The 19379-nt window shown below is 57.0% G+C and carries 12 protein-coding genes; 11 read left to right on the top strand and 1 reads right to left on the bottom strand.

Going from position 1 to position 19379, the window contains the following annotated elements:
• Positions 1 to 23: 23 nt before the first annotated feature.
• A complete protein-coding gene (gene pabB, locus D0544_RS07200) occupies positions 24 to 1442 on the bottom strand; it encodes an aminodeoxychorismate synthase component I (RefSeq protein WP_125015298.1) in 1419 nt (472 codons plus the stop codon).
• 201 nt (positions 1443 to 1643) lie between these two features.
• Between pabB and D0544_RS07195 the strand changes: the two genes are divergently transcribed.
• The 11 genes from D0544_RS07195 (at position 1644) to D0544_RS07140 (ending at position 18944) form a co-directional block, all read left to right on the top strand.
• Positions 1644 to 2339 carry a GntR family transcriptional regulator gene (locus tag D0544_RS07195; protein WP_125015297.1) on the top strand — a complete coding sequence of 232 codons (696 nt, stop codon included), beginning with the start codon at positions 1644 to 1646 and terminating at the stop codon, positions 2337 to 2339.
• Positions 2340 to 2385: 46 nt separating this feature from the next.
• Complete coding sequence (gene prpB, locus D0544_RS07190; protein ID WP_125015296.1) at positions 2386 to 3276, top strand: methylisocitrate lyase; 891 nt, start codon at positions 2386 to 2388, stop codon at positions 3274 to 3276.
• A gap of 67 nt (positions 3277 to 3343) precedes the next feature.
• Entirely contained in the window at positions 3344 to 4471 is a 1128-nt protein-coding gene (gene prpC, locus D0544_RS07185; protein ID WP_207905786.1) for a bifunctional 2-methylcitrate synthase/citrate synthase, read from the top strand.
• A gap of 96 nt (positions 4472 to 4567) precedes the next feature.
• Positions 4568 to 7177: a Fe/S-dependent 2-methylisocitrate dehydratase AcnD gene (gene acnD / locus D0544_RS07180; protein WP_125015294.1), complete on the top strand. Its 2610-nt coding sequence runs from the start codon at positions 4568 to 4570 to the stop codon at positions 7175 to 7177.
• Between the two features lie 168 nt (positions 7178 to 7345).
• Entirely contained in the window at positions 7346 to 8524 is a 1179-nt protein-coding gene (gene prpF, locus D0544_RS07175; protein WP_125015293.1) for a 2-methylaconitate cis-trans isomerase PrpF, read from the top strand.
• Positions 8525 to 8669: 145 nt separating this feature from the next.
• The gene (locus D0544_RS07170) at positions 8670 to 9869 is read left to right on the top strand and encodes an MFS transporter (RefSeq protein WP_125015292.1); all 1200 of its coding nucleotides are present in this window, start codon (positions 8670 to 8672) and stop codon (positions 9867 to 9869) included.
• A 584-nt stretch (positions 9870 to 10453) separates the two neighbouring features.
• On the top strand, positions 10454 to 12433 hold the full coding sequence (locus tag D0544_RS07165; RefSeq protein WP_125015291.1) for a DUF1302 domain-containing protein: 1980 nt from the start codon (positions 10454 to 10456) through the stop codon (positions 12431 to 12433).
• A 126-nt stretch (positions 12434 to 12559) separates the two neighbouring features.
• Positions 12560 to 13891 (top strand): DUF1329 domain-containing protein, encoded by a 1332-nt coding sequence (locus tag D0544_RS07160; protein ID WP_243647260.1) that lies wholly within the window; start codon positions 12560 to 12562, stop codon positions 13889 to 13891.
• A 374-nt stretch (positions 13892 to 14265) separates the two neighbouring features.
• Complete coding sequence (locus D0544_RS07155) at positions 14266 to 15171, top strand: WD40/YVTN/BNR-like repeat-containing protein (protein WP_207905785.1); 906 nt, start codon at positions 14266 to 14268, stop codon at positions 15169 to 15171.
• A 14-nt stretch (positions 15172 to 15185) separates the two neighbouring features.
• Positions 15186 to 17528 carry an efflux RND transporter permease subunit gene (locus D0544_RS07150; RefSeq protein WP_125015289.1) on the top strand — a complete coding sequence of 781 codons (2343 nt, stop codon included), beginning with the start codon at positions 15186 to 15188 and terminating at the stop codon, positions 17526 to 17528.
• A 774-nt stretch (positions 17529 to 18302) separates the two neighbouring features.
• Positions 18303 to 18944: a hypothetical protein gene (locus D0544_RS07140; protein WP_207905784.1), complete on the top strand. Its 642-nt coding sequence runs from the start codon at positions 18303 to 18305 to the stop codon at positions 18942 to 18944.
• Positions 18945 to 19379 lie beyond the last annotated feature (435 nt).

Raw genomic sequence — 19379 nt, 5'->3', positions numbered from 1 at the left:
CCGGGGGAGAGCCCTCTCCCCCTTTAAAGATCCCTCTCCTCGGGAGCCACAGTGCCGTCGGGCAGGTAGCCTTCCAGTGCCCGCACCAGGTTGCGTACCTTGGCAAATGACTCCTCCCGCTCGGCCTCGTATTCAGAGTCCGCGACGATGCCGCCCCCCCCCCAGCAGTGAAGTTCTCCGCGGTGGGCGAGCAGGGTGCGGATGCAGATACTGCTGTCCATACGTCGGTTGAAACTGAGATAGGCGATGGATCCGCAGTAGATACTGCGACTCTGGTCCTCCAGTTCGTCAATAATCTCCATGGCGCGTATCTTGGGGGCGCCGGTGATGGAACCACCGGGAAAGGCGTGAGTAAAGAGGTCCAGCGCCGTACGATCATAGCCCAGTGTCCCCGTCACCGTGCTCACCAGGTGGTGGACGTTGGCGTAGCTCTCGAGGGCAAAGAGACGGGGGACCTTGATACTCCCCGGGCGACAGTCTCTTCCCAGGTCATTGCGCAGCAGATCGACGATCATCAGGTTCTCGGCCCGGTCCTTATCGCTCTCCAGCAGCTGCCGGGCGTTCTGCCTGTCCTCCTCCGGTGTGGCACCGCGCACGGCGGTCCCCTTGATCGGTTTGCTCTCGACCCGGCGTCCGCGACACTCAATGAAGCGCTCCGGTGAGTGGCTAAGGACTGCCCCCTCCGGGGTCTCCAGATAGGCGGAAAAAGGGGCGGGGCTGGTCTGGCGCAACTTCAGATAGGCCGTCAGGGGGTCACCCTGGTAGCGACTACTGAAGCGCTGGGTGTAGTTGATCTGGTAACAATCACCGGCGCGAATGTAGTGCTGGATTCGCTCAAAACTGACTCGGTAACCCTCGGCGGAGGTGTCGCACTGAAAAGGGGTAAGCAGCTGAAACCGGCCTGGCGGGGAAGCTGTAGCTGCCCCTCCCTCAAGAACCAGGGCCTGAATCTGTTCGCGAAAGCGGGGAGGCGCCTCTGGATGGAATACCAGCTGGCTTTGACGGCGCTGGTGATCCTGTACCAGCCCCCAGAGGTAGATGCCTACCCGCATCTCGGCTTCGTCGTGGTGGCGGGTGTTGGGGCAGCGGGTGGGCTCAAACTGGGCCTTGAGCTCATAGCCAAACAGCCCAAGGGCGCCACCACAGAAGGGAAGTTCGCAGGCGACCTGTTGATAGCGGGCCAGCCTTTGGGCCAGCAGCAGCATCGGTGGTAGCGATTCCAGCCGCGTGCTGCCATCGTCTACCGTATGCCGGCACTGGCCCTGACGGTATTCGATCAACTCCTCTGGCTTTGCACTGAGGATGTCGTAGCGCCCCCCCTCCAGCCCAGGCTGGTGGGCACAGGAGTCCAGCCAAACCGGATAGGGGAGATGGCGAAGACGCTCGAAGTAGAGGCTGCTGTCGCAGTGGTAAGGGATAGCGGTCAGGAATGGCGCGGACATGGGTACTCGCTCTGCAAGCGCTGCATTGTACTGGGGATGGTAGCCAAGTCCAACTCCTGTCCCCTGTGCTGGCGGCCCTTGGCAGGGGGAGGTTAAGGTTCTGGTGGATTGTAGACAATAGTATGAGATATGAGGTTCGCGCTTGGGAATCTTCGGATCGGCGTGCTAGGATTGTCGACAATTTCAGGGAGCCGTTCAATTATGACTCAGGATGCAGATGTAGTAACCATCGCGGACCGCGTGTTCGAGTCGATTCAAACTGCGATTGTAAAAGGTGACATTGCACCCGGCAGTAAAATCAGCGAACCCGAACTGGCTCGCACCTATGGCATCAGCCGGGGCCCCTTGCGTGAGGCGATCCGACGCCTGGAGGGGCGAAAGCTGCTGGTGCGCATTCCCCATGTGGGCGCGCGGGTGGTGTCCCTGAGTGCGCAGGAGTTGATCGAGATCTACCACGTCAGGGAGTCCCTGGAGGGGCTCGCTTGCCGCCAGGCCGCCAACAACATGACCCAGCAGGATATCGACGGCCTGCAGGCGCTGCTGACCCAGCACGAACGCCAGATTGAGGAGGAGGAGGGGAAAGCCTATTACCAGAAGGAGGGTGACCTCGACTTCCACTACCGCATTATCCAGGGCTCCAAGAACGCTACCCTGATCCAGATTCTGGGCGGTGAGCTGTATCACCTGGTGCGGATGTACCGCTACCAGTTCAGCGCCTCGGGTAACCGTCCCCAGCGCGCCTTTTCTGAGCATCAGCAGATCATCAACGCCATCAGCGACCGCGATGGCGAGCTGGCCGAGCTGCTGATGCGGCGTCATATCGCCGCCTCCAGAAATCACCTGGAGCAGCGTCTGGCGCGCGAGCAGGCGCTGGCACCACAGAATCGAATTGCCTGACGCTGTCCCAACTAACACGCGAACGAACAAGCAAAAGGAGAGAAGCATGAGTAACAAACTGAGTGCAGGCGGACGTTTCCGCAAAGCGTTGCGGGAGAATTCTCCGCTGCAGATCGTCGGTACCATCAACGCCTACTCCGCTATGATGGCCGAGCAGGTGGGGCACCAGGCGATCTATCTCTCGGGCGGTGGTGTTGCCAACGCCTCCTACGGTCTGCCTGACCTGGGAATGACCTCCTGCAATGATGTGCTGGAGGATGTGCGTCGCATCAGCAGCGCGGTAGAGACCCCGCTGCTGGTGGATATCGATACCGGCTGGGGCGGGGCCTTCAATATTCAGCGTACCGTCAAGGAGATGATCAAGGCGGGTGCCGCTGCGGTCCATATTGAGGATCAGGTGGCGCAGAAGCGGTGCGGTCACCGCCCCAACAAGGAGATCGTCTCCCAGGATGAGATGGTGGATCGGGTCAAGGCGGCGGCCGACGGCAAGACCGATGATGACTTCTTTATCATTGCCCGTACCGATGCCTTCCAGATGGAGGGGCTTGAGGCCGCAGTAGAGCGTGCGCGAGCCTGCATCGAAGCGGGTGCCGACGGCATCTTTGCCGAGGCGGTGCACACTCTGGAGGATTACAAGGCCTTCAGCGCGGCGATCGATGCGCCGCTGCTGGCCAATATCACCGAATTCGGTGCCACGCCCCTGTTCAATAAGCAGGAGCTGGCCGAGGTGGGTTGCGCCATGGTGCTCTACCCCCTCAGCGCTTTCCGTGCCATGAACAAGGCCGCTTTGGCGGTGTACCGCAATATCCTGGAGAAGGGTGACCAGAAGGATGTGGTGGACCTGATGCAAACCCGGATGGAGCTTTACGATTTCCTGGGTTACCACGACTACGAGCAGAAGCTGGACGCCCTGTTTGCCAGCGGCAAGAACAAATAACGATTCAAACCTGATCACTGTTGTCGCCTAGCGGAGTGACAGCGAAGCATTACAGAGGAGAGAGATGATGACTGAGAAGAAACTGAGCGGCGCGGGTCTGCGCGGTCAATCAGCGGGTGAAACCGCGCTGTGTACCGTGGGTAAAACGGGCGCAGGGTTAACTTACCGAGGCTACGACATGGTCGAGCTGGCGGAGAAGGCGCGTTTCGAAGAGGTCTCCTATCTGCTTTCACGGGGCAAACTGCCCAACCAGGCGGAGCTGGATGCCTACCTGGCCAAGCTCAAGAGCCTCCGGGGACTGCCCCAGGCGCTGAAATCGGCGCTGGAGCTGATTCCTGCATCGGCTCATCCCATGGATGTGATGCGTACCGGATGCTCGGTGCTGGGTAACCTGGAAACTGAGCAGGATTTCTCCGAGCAGATCGACCACATCGACCGTATGATGGCGCTCTTCCCCAGCATCATCTGCTACTGGTACCGCTTCTCCCACGATGGCGTGCGCATCGATACGGAAACCGATGATGACTCCATTGGTGCCCACTTCCTGCACATGCTTCGGGGCGAAAAGCCCAATGATCTGCACGCCCGGGTGATGAACGTTTCCCTTATTCTCTATGCGGAGCATGAGTTTAACGCCTCCACCTTTACCGCTCGCGTGTGCGCCTCCACCCTTTCCGATATCCACTCCTGCGTTACCGCTGCAATCGGCTCCCTGCGCGGGCCACTCCACGGCGGAGCCAATGAGGCAGCGATGGAGATGATCGAAAAATGGGGGAGCGCCGATGAAGCCGAGACTGAAATCATGGGCATGCTTGAGCGCAAGGAGAAGATCATGGGCTTCGGCCACGCCATCTACCGCGAGTCCGATCCCCGTAATGCGGTGATTAAGGGCTGGTCCCAGAAGCTGGCGGCTGATGTAGGAGACACCGTGCTCTATCCGGTTTCCGAGCGTTGTGAAGCGGTGATGTGGCGCGAGAAGAAGCTGTTCTGCAACGCTGACTTCTTCCATGCATCTGCTTACCACTTTATGGGCATTCCCACCAAGTTGTTTACGCCGATCTTTGTCTGCTCGCGAGCCTCAGGCTGGACCGCCCACGTGATGGAACAGCGCGCCAACAACCGCATCATCCGCCCCAGTGCGGATTACGTTGGGCCTGATAGCAGTGAATGGGTGGCAATCGAAGACCGTGCCTGAGGCGCGATGCACAACCTGAGCCCATTCGGCTCCTATTCATTAAAGAGCAGCCGCTAAGGCTGCTCATCCCCGTTAATCTTGTCGGTGGAGTAACCCATGAACACTGAATACCGTAAGCCGCTACCGGGCTCTACGCTGGACTACTTCGATACCCGTGCGGCGGTCGAGGCGATCCAGCCCGGTGCTTATGCAAAACTGAACTACACCTCCCGCGTCCTGGCGGAACAGCTGGTACGCCGCTGCGAGCCGGAAGCGCTGACCGATTCCCTCAAGCAGCTCATCGAGTGCAAGCAGGAACTGGATTTTCCCTGGTATCCGGCGCGCGTTGTTTGTCATGACATTCTCGGCCAGACTGCGCTGGTTGACCTTGCCGGTCTGCGTGACGCCATCGCCGATCAGGGCGGTGACCCGGCCAAGGTTAATCCGGTGGTGCCGACCCAGCTGATCGTCGATCACTCGCTGGCGGTTGAAGCCCCCGGTTTCGATCCTGATGCCTTCCAAAAGAACCGAGACATCGAAGATCGTCGTAATGACGACCGCTTCCACTTCATTAACTGGTGTAAGACCGCGTTCGACAACGTTGACGTGATCCCGGCCGGTAACGGCATCATGCACCAGATCAACCTGGAGAAGATGTCTCCGGTGATCCAGGCCCGTGACGGCGTGGCCTTCCCGGATACCTGCGTGGGTACCGACAGTCATACCCCGCACGTTGACTGCCTGGGCGTTATTGCTATCGGTGTCGGTGGCCTGGAAGCGGAAACCGTCATGCTGGGTCGTCCCTCCATGATGCGTTTGCCCGAGATCATCGGCGTTAAGATCGTCGGTGAGCGTAAGCCGGGTATCACCGCGACCGATGTCGCCCTGGCGATGACCGAGTTCCTGCGTAACGAGAAGGTGGTTTCCGCTTACCTGGAATTCTTCGGCCCGGGTGTCGCGTCCCTGTCGATCGGCGACCGCGCCACCATCTCCAACATGACGCCCGAATACGGTGCTTCTGCGGGGATGTTCTACATCGATGAGCAGACCATCGACTACCTCAAGCTCACCGGTCGTGAGCCGGAGCAGGTTGCACTGGTGGAACAGTACGCCAAGGAAACCGGCCTGTGGGCGGACGATCTGGTTGAGGCACAGTATCCGCGGGTGTTGGAGTTCGATCTCTCCTCCGTGTGCCGCAACATGGCCGGCCCGTCCAACCCGCACCGCCGTCTGCCGACTTCTGCGCTGAAAGAGCGCGGTATCGCTGACGAAGCCAAACTGGCCGCCGCCAAGGCAGAAGAGGCTGAAGGGCTGATGCCGGATGGCGCGGTGATCATCGCTGCCATCACCAGCTGTACCAACACCTCCAACCCGCGCAACGTCGTGGCGGCAGGCCTTCTGGCCAAGAAGGCCAATGAGCTGGGTCTTGTTCGCAAGCCCTGGGTGAAGACCTCCTTCGCACCGGGTTCCAAGGTCGCCAAACTGTACCTGGAAGAAGCGGGCCTGCTGCCCGAGCTGGAAAAGCTGGGCTTCGGTATCGTCGGTTATGCCTGTACCACCTGTAACGGTATGTCCGGTGCGCTGGATCCCAAGATCCAGCAAGAGATCATCGACCGTGACCTGTACGCCACTGCGGTGTTGTCCGGTAACCGTAACTTCGATGGTCGGATTCACCCCTATGCCAAGCAGGCGTTCCTGGCATCACCGCCGCTGGTGGTGGCCTACGCCCTGGCCGGTACCGTCCGTTTCGATATCGAGCAGGACGTGCTGGGCACCGACCCGAACGGTAACCCGATCACCCTGAAAGACCTGTGGCCGAGCGATGAGGAGATCGACGCGCTGGTCGCCAGGAGCGTGAAGCCGGAGCAGTTCAACCAGATCTACATCCCGATGTTTGACCTGGGTGCGATCGAAAAATCGCCGAGTCCGCTCTACGACTGGCGCCCGCAGACCACCTATATTCGTCGTCCTCCCTACTGGGAAGGGGCGTTGGCCGGTGAGCGTACCATGAAGGGCATGCGTCCGCTGGCGGTACTGGGCGACAACATCACCACCGACCATCTGTCTCCCTCCAACGCGATCCTGCCCGACAGCGCAGCGGGTGAGTACTGCGGCAAAATGGGGCTGGCGCCGGAGGACTACAACTCCTACGCCACCCATCGGGGTGATCACCTGACGGCCCAGCGGGCGACCTTCGCCAATCCGAAACTGCTGAATGAAATGTGCCGTGACGAAAACGGAGAGGTGAAGCAGGGTTCGCTGGCGCGAATCGAGCCGGAAGGCAAAGAGAGCCGCATGTGGGAAGCGATCGAAACCTATATGGAACGTAAGCAGCCGCTGATCATCATCGCCGGCGCCGACTACGGTCAGGGGTCTTCCCGTGACTGGGCGGCCAAGGGCGTTCGCCTGGCGGGTGTTGAAACCATCGTTGCCGAAGGCTTCGAGCGAATTCACCGCACCAATCTGGTGGGCATGGGTGTGCTGCCGCTGCAGTTCAAGGACGGTGAGACCCGCAAGACTTACGCCATCGACGGTACCGAAACCTTCGATGTGGTCGGCGAGATCAGCCCGCGTTGCGACATGACCGTGGTCATGACCCGCACCAACGGTGAAAAGGTCGAGATACCAGTTCGCTGTCGTCTGGATACCGCCGAAGAGGTGGTGGTTCACGCCGCTGGCGGCGTTCTGCAGCGCTTCGCTCAGGACTTCCTGGAAGGTAACGCCTAAACCGAAAAAGCGTGGACGGAGCCGTCCGTCCACGCTTCTATTTTTAACCGGACTTTTGGTTATCAGAGAAATCATCAGGCCCTTATAGGCATGGTGCCGACCCGGTTCGGTGGCAGCCCTATAACGACCCGTTTCATAGCAACAGATTCCACACAGGATTGACTCACTATGGCACACGTACCGCAGATCAAGATTCCTGCCACCTACTATCGAGGTGGCACCAGCAAAGGTGTTTTCTTCCGCCGACAGGACCTGCCTGCCGCGGCACAGGAGCCGGGCGAGGCGCGCGACAAGATTTTGCTGCGCGTTATCGGTTCACCCGATCCCTACGGTCAGCAGATCGACGGCATGGGCGGTGCCACGTCCAGTACCTCCAAAACCGTGATTCTCGACAAGAGCAGCCAGCCCGACCATGACGTCGATTACCTGTTTGGTCAGGTAGCTATCAACAAGGCGTTCGTCGACTGGTCCGGCAACTGCGGTAACCTGACCGCAGCCGTAGGTGCTTGCGCCATCAGCGGCGGCCTGGTGGATCCGGCGCGGATTCCTGAGAACGGCATCTGCACTGTTCGCATCTGGCAGAAGAATATCCAGAAGACCATTATCGCCCACGTGCCTATTACCAACGGTGAAGTGCAGGAAACCGGTGATTTCGAGCTGGATGGCGTTACCTTCCCGGCGGCAGAGGTGGTGATCGAGTTCATGGACCCGGCTGACGGCGAGGGCTCCATGTTCCCCACCGGCAATCTGGTCGATGATCTGGAAGTGCCGGGTATTGGCACCTTCAAGGCCACCATGATCAACGCCGGCATTCCGACCATCTTCGTTAACGCGGCGGATATCGGGTACACCGGTACCGAGCTGCAGAAAGACATCAATTCGGATGCCGCCGCACTGGAACGCTTTGAAACCATGCGTGCCTACGGTGCAGTGAAGATGGGGTTGATCGCCGATATCAGTGAAGCGGTGGCCCGCCAGCACACGCCGAAGATTGCCTTTGTCGCGCCGGCAACCGACTACCAAGCGTCCAGCGGCAAGCAGATCGCCGCCAGCGATATCGATGTTTGCGTACGGGCGCTCTCCATGGGCAAGCTGCACCACGCCATGATGGGGACGGCTTCAGTAGCGATTGCGACGGCGGCCGCGGTGCCGGGCACCCTGGTCAACCTGGCCGCCGGTGGGGGAGCGCGTGATGCGGTCACCTTCGGCCACCCCTCTGGCACCCTGAGGGTAGGGGCTGCCGCCGCAGAGGTTAATGGGGAGTGGACTGCGACCAAGGCGGTGATGAGCCGCAGCGCGCGGGTGATTATGGAGGGGGCAGTCCGCATTCCGGGCGATACCTTTTAGTCAGCCTCGCTGAGGGTAGGGGCCTTCCCACCGGTCACAAAAAAGCCACGATTCTGTCGTGGCTTTTTTGTTGCGGGCCGAGGATGGTTCTCCCCGGGCCACACGGCTTATAATGGGCGCTAACCTGACCTGATAAGGACCACCGATGCGCCGCTGGCTGAAACGCGAAGTTTGGCAAACCCCCTCTGGATTGCTGGTATTGATGTCGATGGCAACCCCGCTGGCCTTTGCAACCTGGCAGACCCTGCTCAATAACTTTGTGATCGACCAGGCGGGTTTTAATGGCGCCGAGATCGGATTGCTGCAGAGCCTCAGGGAGGTGCCCGGTTTTCTCGCCTTTACCGCCGTGTTTGTGCTACTGGTGATCCGCGAACAACGCTTTGCCATTCTCTCCCTGGCGCTGCTGGGGGCCGGGGTGGCCATCACCGGCTGGTTCCCATCGGTGATTGGGCTCTACTGCACAACGGTACTGATGTCGGTTGGCTTTCACTATTTTGAGACCCTGAAAACCTCACTCTCACTGCAGTGGCTCGACCAGAGGGAAGCCCCTCGGGTATTGGGCCGCTTGATTGCGGTAGGATCCTTCAGCTCACTCTTTGTCTACTCTCTGGTCTGGCTGATGAGTGAATTGCTGGGACTAAGCTATGTGGTCATGTACCTGGTCGGGGGAGGGCTGGCGCTCCTGATCGTGGCCTTCTGCGCTCTGGCTTATCCCCTGTTTCCCCAGCCCCACATCCAGAATAAACACCTGGTGTTGCGCCAGCGCTACTGGCTTTATTACGCCCTGACCTTCATGAGCGGTGCCCGGCGGCAGATCTTTATAGTCTTTGCCGGCTTTATGATGGTGGAAAAATTTGGTTATGGGGTGGGTGAGATCGCTCTGCTATTCATTATTAACCACCTGTTCAACCTGTTCTTTGCCGCCCGCATCGGGGCGCTGATCGGGCGGATCGGGGAGCGCAGGGCGCTGGTGATTGAATATATTGGGTTGATACTGGTGTTTACCGGGTACGCTTTCGTCGAGCAGGCCTGGGTAGCGGGAGCCCTCTATGTCGTCGATCACCTGTTTTTTGCCCTGGCGATTGCCATCAAGACCTACTTCCAGAAGATAGCCGATCCTGCTGATATCGCCTCGACGGCAGGGGTGGCTTTTACCATCAACCATATCGCGGCGGTAGTGATTCCCGCGCTTTTTGGTGTGATTTGGCTCAGTTCACCGTCAGCGGTGTTCCTGATCGGCGCCGTGATGGCTCTGGGCTCGCTGCTCCTGGCCTGCAATGTGCCTTCCCAGCCAACACCATCGCGGGTGGCCCTGATGGGAAACCCTGTTACAGCGCCACTATAAGCCGTCCGTTACCTGAACGTTAGTGTTTGTAACTTTTTGCGGGTGTTACCGCATGGGTGCTCTTTGTTACGCCAATTCTGATATTTTGTTACCTTCTGAGCCGTCAACGGTGAGCTGGGATTTTATTTTGCGCCAAGGAGTTGGTGGGTTGCCTTAATTTTCTGCTTTCGGTCTTCTTTTTTTGTTAAATACCTCTAATTTTCATCCAGTTTACCCTGTTTTTCGCTGAAGTTTGGCGGGGCGCATTTTTCATTTTTGCCGCTTAAACGTCTGTTTAAAACCGTAAAACCTCGGTATGATGCCTTGGCTTGTGTTCAGTTCGATGATTTGCGCCAGCGTTACGGCATAGATGAGCAGCGTTTTATAGTACATTTGTTCCACTTTTGGCTCTGTTTTTATAAGGGTTGGCGCTTTAATTGCCTTTAATTCGGATAGAACACAAAACCTTCGTTAGAAAGTGTTGGCGTCTCAATCACCCTGGCTGTGGGACAGAGGGGGCATATGGCCTCTATCCGTTATTCTGCTGGGCTTGGGAGGTCGCACAACAAAACAACACTAAAAATGAACTATTCACGGAGTAGTCAATGAACACCAAGAACAGCCATCCACTGTCTCTGCGTATAGCCCCAGCTAAAGCGGGCTTCGCTCTCGCTGGCCTGATGGCAGCACTGCCGGTACAGGCCATAGAGTTTGATTTTGCGGACGGTGAAGTGACCGGTTCCGTCGATACCACTGTCGCCTATGGTGCGCTGTGGCGGGTAGAGTCGCGTAAGACCAATATCGATAATGGCGGCGTTAACGATAACGACGGAAACCGTAACTTTGATACCGGGCTCGTCTCCTCAGTCTACAAAATCAATACCGAAGTGGAGATGAACTACCTGGACTACGGTGCCTTTGTACGCGCTCGCGGTTATTACGATGCCGAGATCATGGACAAGAAGAATGACAGCGGTGACCTGCCTTACCAGCCCAGCGGCTATGGCCGTAAGTACAGCGACAAGGCCAAGGATTACGCGGGTTCCCGTGCCGAGTTCATGGACGCCTTCGTGTATGGCAACTTTTATCTGGGCGAAAACGAGATGCCCCTGAGCCTGCGTCTTGGTAAGCAGGTAATCAGCTGGGGCGAGGGGATTTTCTACCGTGAAGGGGTCAATTCCATCAACGCCCTGGATGCGGCAGCGTTCAACCTGCCGGGCTCCGAGGTGAAGGATGCGCTGCTACCGGCCGGTATGCTCTATGCCAACCTGGGGATTACCGATAACCTCAGTGCCGAGGCCTTTGTCCAGTGGGAGTGGAATGAGACCCGCTTGAACCCGGTGGGCACCTACTTCAGCACCACCGACCTTTTCTCCCCGGGTGGAGAAGGGAACCTGATCTGGCAGGATGTTGCCGGGACACCACTGGAGGGATTGTTTGGTGCCTATCTGGGCGGAGCAAGCGCAGCTGTTGACCCGTTTGTCAGCAGTGGTTCCCTTAATATCGACGCAAATACCCTCAACAATGGTGCTTGGGCCAATTTTGGCCAGATCGTCAACGACGATGAGGCCAAGGACAGTGGGCAGTTCGGTGTAGCACTGCGCTACATTGCCGAAGAGTTGAACGAGACCGAGTTTGGTTTCTATTACCTCAACTACCACCACAAAACTCCATTGATTTCTGCCAATCTGGGTGACTATTCAGGTACTAATTTTATTGGTATTTGCTCTGCGCTTCAGGGGGGCGCCTGTGTAGTGAACCTTGCAAACCCGGCATTTCAGGGAGCTGTGGGTTTCGGTACTCTTGACGTTATGCAGAGCGTTCGTGCTTTCCGTTCCTATGAGGAGAATATCGACCTTTGGGGGGCCAGTTTTACCACTCTCGTCGGGGATACCTCGGTGTCGGGCGATATCGCCTATCGTCCCAACAATCCGATCTTTGCCTACCATGAGGATGACTTGCTGGGCTCCGTAGTAAGGAACGCGCCTTCATTCTTTGGTGGTACCAATGCCGACTGTGCGGATCTGAACGTTCCCCATGGCGCCACCGGTCAGAAGCAGAACCTTCTGGACTCCGTGTGTGTAGGTGAAACCGTCCATAACTGGGTTGAAACCCAGACCGTTAACTGGAACCTCAATGCGATCCATAATTTTGGGCCGGTTCTCAGCTTCGATCGCCTGATCGGTGTTGTGGAGGTGTCGGGTGAGTGGCTGCCTGAACTCACCAGTAATGAGATGAAGGTGATGAACTCCACCGCCCAGAACTCTGGCGATAACAGCGTCAAGTCAAAGCGTTTGACCCGAACCGCCTATGGAGCCACTGCCGTGCTTCAGGGGCGCTGGAACGATGTGATTGCCGGCGTTAACCTGAGCCCGGTTTTGGTGGTCAAGAGCGACATTGACGGTAACTCGCACCGCGCGGGGAACTTCATGGAGGGGCGCTCTGCCTATAGTCTGGGGCTGAATGCTGACTACCTGAGTACACTCTCCGGAGGGATCTCCTATACCCAGTATGAGGGTGCCGGTAGCTCCAACAACAACACCGATCGCGACCACGTCGCGTTCAACATCAAGTACTCGTTCTAATGGCACTGTGATCGAGCCCGTCGTCCGTGCGACGGCTCGATCCTCAGTTATCCCGATTACTTAAGATACAGAGCAAGCATTATGTTCAAAAAGAAACTGATAATTAGTGCCGTTGCGGCGCTTTCCATGACAGCTGGTTCCGCCATGGCGGCCATCAGCGCCGAGGAAGCCGCAAAACTGGGCAATGAGTTGACCCCCTTCGGGGCTGAAAAGGCGGGTAACGCTGCGGGTACAATTCCAGCCTGGACGGGCGGTATTACCAAGGACAAGATCCCCGCCGCCTATAAGCAGCCGGGTCAGCATTATCCCGATCCCTACGCGGGGGAGAAGCCCGAGTTTGTGATCACCGCGGCCAATGTCCAGCAGTATGCGGATAAGCTGACACCGGGCCAGCTGGCGATGTTTGAAGCCTATCCGGAAAGCTTCAAGATGCCGATCTATAAGACCCATCGCAGCCACTCCTCTCCACAGCGCGTGTACGATGCCACCATCGCCGCGGCCACCAAGGCAAAGCTGGTTGAGGGGGGGAATGGTGTGACTGGCTCTATCGGTGCGATTCCTTTCCCGATTCCGAAGAATGGTCTTGAGGCGTTGTGGAACCACATGGTTCGATACCGCGGTGAGTATGTGGTGCGCAGTGCATCGGAAGTGGCCGTGCATCGTACCGGTGTCTATACGCTGGTCTCCTCGCAGCAGGAGGCGGGGTTCAAGTACTACTATCCGGGCATGACCGAGGCGGAGCTGGAGAATATCCTCTTCTACTATCTCTCCTTTACCAAGGCTCCAGCGCGTCTGGCCGGTGGTGCGGTACTGGTTCACGAGACGCTGGATCAGGTAAAAGAGCCTCGCCAGGCATGGGCCTACAATGCCGGACAGCGACGGGTGCGTCGCGCTCCCAGCATCTCCTACGATACCCCCATTACCGATGCGGATGGTCTGCGTACAGCTGACGATACCGATATGTATAACGGGGCTCCCGATCGCTACGAGTGGAAGCTGGTGGGCAAGAAGGAGATCTATATTCCCTACAACAACTACCGCCTGATCTCTTCCGAGGTGAGCTACGAGCAGTTGTTGCAGCCCGGTCACGTCAACCCCGATTTGACTCGCTATGAACTGCATCGGGTATGGGTCGTTGAGGGTGTGCTGAAAGAGGGGGCTCGCCATGTCTACTCCAAGCGTACTCTTTATCTTGATGAGGATAGCTGGGGTGCGGCAGTGGTTGATCAGTACGACGGTCGCGGCCAGCTGTGGCGGGTTAGCATGGCGTACCTGATCAACTACTATGACCTGCCCACCACCTGGACAGGCCTGGATGTGTTCCACGATCTGCAGGCTCGTCGCTACCACATTCAGGGGTTGGCGAACGAGGAACCCGCCTTTGTGGACTTCTCTCAGCCTATCCCCAAAGAGAACTATTTCACCTCATCATCCCTGCGTCGTCGCGGAACTCGCTGAGTCTCCTGCAGGTTGAAAAAAGCCGCCCTCATTGGGCGGCTTTTTTATGTTTTTCATGGGGTTAGAGTCAGTGTTGAGCGGCTTCACTCTAAGGGATGATTTTTATCTATCCCGCCGCTTTTCCGCAGAAAGGGCAAGAAACTTCTAATCTAACTCGATATAATGCCCCCGCAATTTAAACGTTTGTTTAAAATGATGAACAACGATAACAATAAGGGAGTTTCTGTATGCGAGATGCCCGCTGGCAATCATCTCACTCTGTCCCCGCTATGACTCTGCTGCAAACGACTTACGATAATCTGGTGCTGAGCCTTAGGTATCTTGCCTTGCTGCTGTTAGGGGTGGCCGCTTCGAGCGCCTCAGCTGAGGAAGCTGTGCGTTATTCCGTAATAGCTGAGAAGGCTATTCACTCTATTTTGCTGGATGTTGCCCGAGCTGGCGACCGGATGGTCGCGGTCGGTGATCGTGGCCATATCCTCTATTCGGATGATAGCGGTGCTAACTGGACCCAGGCCAAGGTGCCTACCCAGCAGATGCTGACCGCAACCAGCTTCCCAACCCCAAAGGTCGGCTGGGCAGTGGGCCACGATGCCGTGATCCTGAAAACAGTCGATGGGGGTGAGACCTGGGTTAAGCAGTACGATGACCCGGATGCCGAAGTCCCTTTCCTGGATGTCTGGTTCAAGGATGACCTGAACGGGTTTGCCATCGGTGCGTACGGCTACTTCCTGCGCACCGAAGATGGTGGCACTACCTGGGATGAGTGGAAAGAGAATATTGATAATGTGGAGGAGCTGCACCTGAATGCCATGATCGCGCTGGGTGATGGCACTCTGTTGATTGCCGGTGAGCAGGGTACTCTGTACCGCTCCACTGATGAGGGCGCCTATTTTGAAGCCTTGGAAAGCCCCTATGATGGCTCCTTCTTCGGGGCTGTTCCCAGCCAGAAGCCCGAATCCGCACTGGTTTTTGGCCTGCGCGGACACCTTTTCAGGACCGACGATACTGGTGACAGCTGGCAGCAGGTTGACAGCGGCACTGAGCAGGGCCTGTTTGCCGGTCGTCTGCTGGGCGATGGGTCCCAGGTGATCGTCGGCGACTCGGGTAATATCCTGATCAGCCGCGATGACGGTAATAGCGTATCCCTGACATCCCGGGCTAACCGCCTGCTCATCAATGGTATTGAGCAGGCACCGGATGGTGGTTGGATTTTGGTAGGGCAGGGCGGTGCTCATCGAGTGCTTGCTGGTGGCTCTGATCGTAAGCCACTCGATAACTGATTCAGGGGATACTCATGTCAACACGTATGCATCACGGTGAGGCAGCTCCTCTTCTCGAGCGTCTCTTTTTCAACAACCGCGTTATTGTTCTTGCCTTCTTCCTGCTGGCTACCCTTTTCCTCGGGTACAAAATGCTGGATGTGCGTCCCGATGCCAGCTTTATGAAGCTGATCCCTCTGGAGCACCCCTTCATTAAAAACATGCTGGAAAAGCGCGACGACCTGGAAAACCTGGGTAACTCGATCCGCATTTCGGTCGAAGCCGAAGAGGGCGACATCTTTACGCCCGAATACATGGAAGCGTTGCAAAAAATCAATGACGAGGTGTTCTACCTGCCTGGCGTGGACCGGGGTGGACTCAAGTCTCTGTGGACCGCTAATGTTCGTTGGTTGGCGGTCACTGAAGAGGGATTCGAAGGCGGCCCCGTAATCCCCGAGGATGACGATTTTACCAACCCGGCCAATCTGGAAGAGCTGCGCACCAATGTGCTGCGCTCGGGTCAGGTTGGACGCCTGGTCGCCAATGATTTCAAATCCACGATCATTTTTGTTCCTCTGTTTGAGATCAACCCCCAGACCGGTGAGCGACTCAACTACCAGGAGTTATCGCACCAGCTGGAGGAGAAAGTTCGGGAGAAGTTCTCCGATCATGGCGTGAAGATTCACATTATCGGATTCGCCAAAAAGGTTGGCGACCTGATCGATGGTATTGGTTCTATCGCCTACTTCTTCGCGATGGCCATTGGCATCACCCTGATTCTGCTTTACCTCTACTCCCGTTGCCCCAAGAGTACCGTAATACCGCTCATGTGCTCGGTGGTAGCGGTGGTCTGGCAGCTGGGCCTGTTGGCTACTCTGGGCTATGGCCTTGACCCCTATTCGGTGTTGGTTCCCTTCCTGGTGTTTGCCATCGGTGTGAGTCACGGTGTGCAGATTATCAACGCCATGGGTATCGAGTCCGCGGCGGGGGCAGATAGCCTGACGGCGGCGCGTCGAACCTTCCGTTCGCTTTACATTCCAGGGATGCTGGCTCTGGTATCTGACGCCATCGGCTTCCTGACTCTGTTGGTGATCGAAATCGACGTAATCCGCGACCTGGCCATTGCCGCCAGTATCGGGGTCGCGGTGATTATCCTGACCAACCTGGTGCTGTTGCCGGTGCTGATGTCCTACATCGGTGTCAGCAAGAGCTCCATCGAACGTGCGCAGCGCCACGCTAAGGAAGAGCCTAAGGGATGGAAGCTGATGTCCAGCTTTGCCAGCCCAAAAGTAGCCCCGGTGTCGGTCGGGATCGCTTTTGTACTGCTGTTCGTGGGGCTTTACGCCAGCCAGGGGCTGAAAATCGGTGACCTTGACCCGGGTGCGCCTGAACTGCGCCCGGATTCGCGCTACAACAAGGACAACGCTTTCATCACCCAGAACTACTCAACCAGTGCTGATGTGATGGTGATCATGGTGGAAACGGCCCCCGAGCAGTGTGCCACCTACGCCACTCTGGAGGCGATCGACCGCTACATGTGGACGATGGAGAACGTAAAGGGCGTCCAGTCGGCAGCTTCATTGGTCACTGTTTCCAAGCTGGTGATCAAGGGGTTGAATGAGGGTAACCTCAAGTGGCAAACGCTTTCGCGTAACCAGTATGTGTTGAACAACTCCATAAGCCGTGCACAGGGCCTGTTCAATAACAATTGCAGCCTGGCACCGGTTCTGCTGTTCCTTGAGGACCACAAGGCGGAGACGCTGCAAGCGGTGGTTAAGGCCAGCCTCGAGTTTGCCGAAGCCAACAACTCCGACAGCATCCAGTTTAAGCTGGCTGCCGGAAACGCGGGCATCGAAGCGGCCACCAACGAAGTGATCGAAGCGGCCCAGGACCAGATGCTGGTGTGGGTATACGGAGTGGTCAGCTTGTTGTGCCTGATCACCTTCCGCTCCATCCGTGCGGTAATCTGCATCATCATCCCGCTTGGCTTGACCTCGGTGCTGTGCCAGGCCCTGATGGCCTACCTGGGCATCGGTGTGAAGGTGGCGACCCTGCCGGTTATCGCGCTGGGTGTGGGTATCGGTGTGGACTACGGTATCTATATCTACAGTCGACTGGAAAGCTTCCTGCGCCAGGGCATGGACCTGCAGTCGGCCTACTACGCTACCCTGCGGACCACCGGCAAGGCCGTGAGCTTCACCGGTGTGACCCTGGCGATCGGTGTGGGCACCTGGATCTGGTCACCGATCAAGTTCCAGGCGGACATGGGTATCCTGCTGACCTTTATGTTCCTCTGGAACATGGTGGGCGCCCTCTGGCTGCTGCCTGCATTGGCCCGCTTCTTTGTACGGCCTGAGAAGTTGGCGGCTAAGGGGTAATTCCTACCCTCGCCCAAAAAAAACCGCGCCCCGGCGCGGTTTTTTTTGTCCATACGGTGCGTATTGGTGTGGGGAACGCTCTGGCTGCATGCCAGATTCCACCCCCTTTTCAGGGTGTCTTGCAAAATTTTAAGGTGGTTTGAGCCCCTCTCTGAACGGTCGGGTTCGCTCCAAAAAAACCCTTTTCATACCAAGTATTCACCAAGTTTTAGAGTTAGACCAAATTACAGGGTCTCGCTATGAAGTATTAAAGTGCACAAGGAAATTTTAGTGCTAAACGATCACCAAAAAGAGCTTTACGATGCGTTCTTTGAGTCTACTCACCAGAATGAAAAAACTGGAGTCTTGGTTGGCCTGGCCGCTGCAATGGCGATGAATTGCCAACCTTGCCCCCGCTACTATCCCCATCAAGCTAAGAAATAAGGGGTAACGAAGGGCGAACTGTCTGAAGTTTTAGCCAAAGCTATGGCTGTAGCCGCTGGCCATAAGCGGCTTCAAGCGCAGAAGGTTCTCGAAGAATACAAAATCGATACTGTGCCCTTTGAGTAATGTGCGTTAAAGCGCGGGAAGCTTTTGTCCAGTGTTGCCAGGCATCCCCTGAACCATCGAAAGCCCGCGGGTGGTTTTTGCTCCAAAGCAGAGATTAACCAACACTGAGCGGGCCGCTTATGAAGCTAGCCAACTGAGAGCCTCAAGGGTAGCGAATAAAAAGTAGCAGACCTGCTGTAGGTCAACTACTTTTCTCCTTGCCGTGCAACAATTGAGGGTGCCGATATGAATATTCTCTCTCTATACCGGTCTGTCCATTCATCCCGATGTCTCTCGCTTCGTCAGTGGATTTTATCCATCACTGCATTATTGGCCATTTCTCATGGGCTTGCGGTAGCCGCCCCCCCTGAGCCGATAGAAGTCAGCGATGACTCATTTAAGTGTTTGACCGATATGGTTAAGGTTCGTCATTTCTTTGTTGATAACCTGCTGGGTAATCTCCAAGCCACCACGGAGGTTGCGGAGAAGGGTGAGGGCGTTTATCCGCCGGGGTCCGTGGTGCAACTTATTCCGGGTGAGGTGATGGTAAAGCACCCCAAAGGCTTCAACACCGCGACTAAAGACTGGGAATTCTTTGAACTGGATGTCTCGAAAGAAGGAACCCGCATTGGTAAACGCGGTTTTGTCGATGTGGTTAATAAATTCGGTGGTAATTGCTTTGCCTGCCACGTTAAAGCGCGCCCCGAATTCGATATGATCTGCGAAATGGGTCATGGCTGCGACCCAATACCCATTACCCGACGCATGCTGGCTGCCCTGCAAAAGACCGACCCGCGCTGTAGCGCTTCAGCACCGCTGACTGAAGACGACAATAAAGCGCTCGAGGAGCTGAATGAGGTGTTGAAAACGTTCGCCAAGCCTCAATAGGCTGCCTTGCATGGCTCCTTCCGATAACAGCGCACAGCCGGGCTCCGACTGGGGAAAACCAGGTATTTCGCTTGATGTTAGCCGTATCCTATCTCTGGTAGAGAGTCATGGCTTAGTCCCGCACAAATGGTCGCTACTGAGTCAAAAGTTAAGGTCTGCGGGGCACTGGTATGATGTCTCTTAAGTCGCCGCAAGCGGCATCAGGCAGACCTGCCGAACGCTTGCTGGGAGCTGGAAGATGCCCGCCGCACCGTTCTCTCAATGTCCGCTATGGGTTAAAAAGCGGTTATTGCAGGTCATGAGCAGCAACGCAACGCAGCACCTGACAGCCAGTGTCCAACAGGGCAGTGGACATCACTGGGGATCGCGAACTTTACCGCCCCCTTAAAGGCAGTCCTTGCTGCAGAGCAGGGTGTCTATACCCCCGTTTATACC

Origin of the sequence: Aestuariirhabdus litorea (genome assembly GCF_003864255.1) — a bacterium.
Lineage (GTDB): Bacteria > Pseudomonadota > Gammaproteobacteria > Pseudomonadales > Aestuariirhabdaceae > Aestuariirhabdus > Aestuariirhabdus litorea.
This window is presented reverse-complemented; position numbering and strand designations above follow the sequence as displayed.

Excerpts from the sequence above, each read along its gene's own strand:
- pabB (WP_125015298.1), bottom strand. The coding sequence starts at position 1,442 with ATGTCCGCGCCATTCCTGACCGCTATCCCTTACCACTGCGACAGCAGC.
- D0544_RS07195 (WP_125015297.1), top strand. The coding sequence starts at position 1,644 with ATGACTCAGGATGCAGATGTAGTAACCATCGCGGACCGCGTGTTCGAG.
- prpB (WP_125015296.1), top strand. The coding sequence starts at position 2,386 with ATGAGTAACAAACTGAGTGCAGGCGGACGTTTCCGCAAAGCGTTGCGG.
- prpC (WP_207905786.1), top strand. The coding sequence starts at position 3,344 with ATGACTGAGAAGAAACTGAGCGGCGCGGGTCTGCGCGGTCAATCAGCG.
- acnD (WP_125015294.1), top strand. The coding sequence starts at position 4,568 with ATGAACACTGAATACCGTAAGCCGCTACCGGGCTCTACGCTGGACTAC.
- prpF (WP_125015293.1), top strand. The coding sequence starts at position 7,346 with ATGGCACACGTACCGCAGATCAAGATTCCTGCCACCTACTATCGAGGT.
- D0544_RS07170 (WP_125015292.1), top strand. The coding sequence starts at position 8,670 with ATGCGCCGCTGGCTGAAACGCGAAGTTTGGCAAACCCCCTCTGGATTG.
- D0544_RS07165 (WP_125015291.1), top strand. The coding sequence starts at position 10,454 with ATGAACACCAAGAACAGCCATCCACTGTCTCTGCGTATAGCCCCAGCT.
- D0544_RS07160 (WP_243647260.1), top strand. The coding sequence starts at position 12,560 with ATGACAGCTGGTTCCGCCATGGCGGCCATCAGCGCCGAGGAAGCCGCA.
- D0544_RS07150 (WP_125015289.1), top strand. The coding sequence starts at position 15,186 with ATGTCAACACGTATGCATCACGGTGAGGCAGCTCCTCTTCTCGAGCGT.
- D0544_RS07140 (WP_207905784.1), top strand. The coding sequence starts at position 18,303 with ATGAATATTCTCTCTCTATACCGGTCTGTCCATTCATCCCGATGTCTC.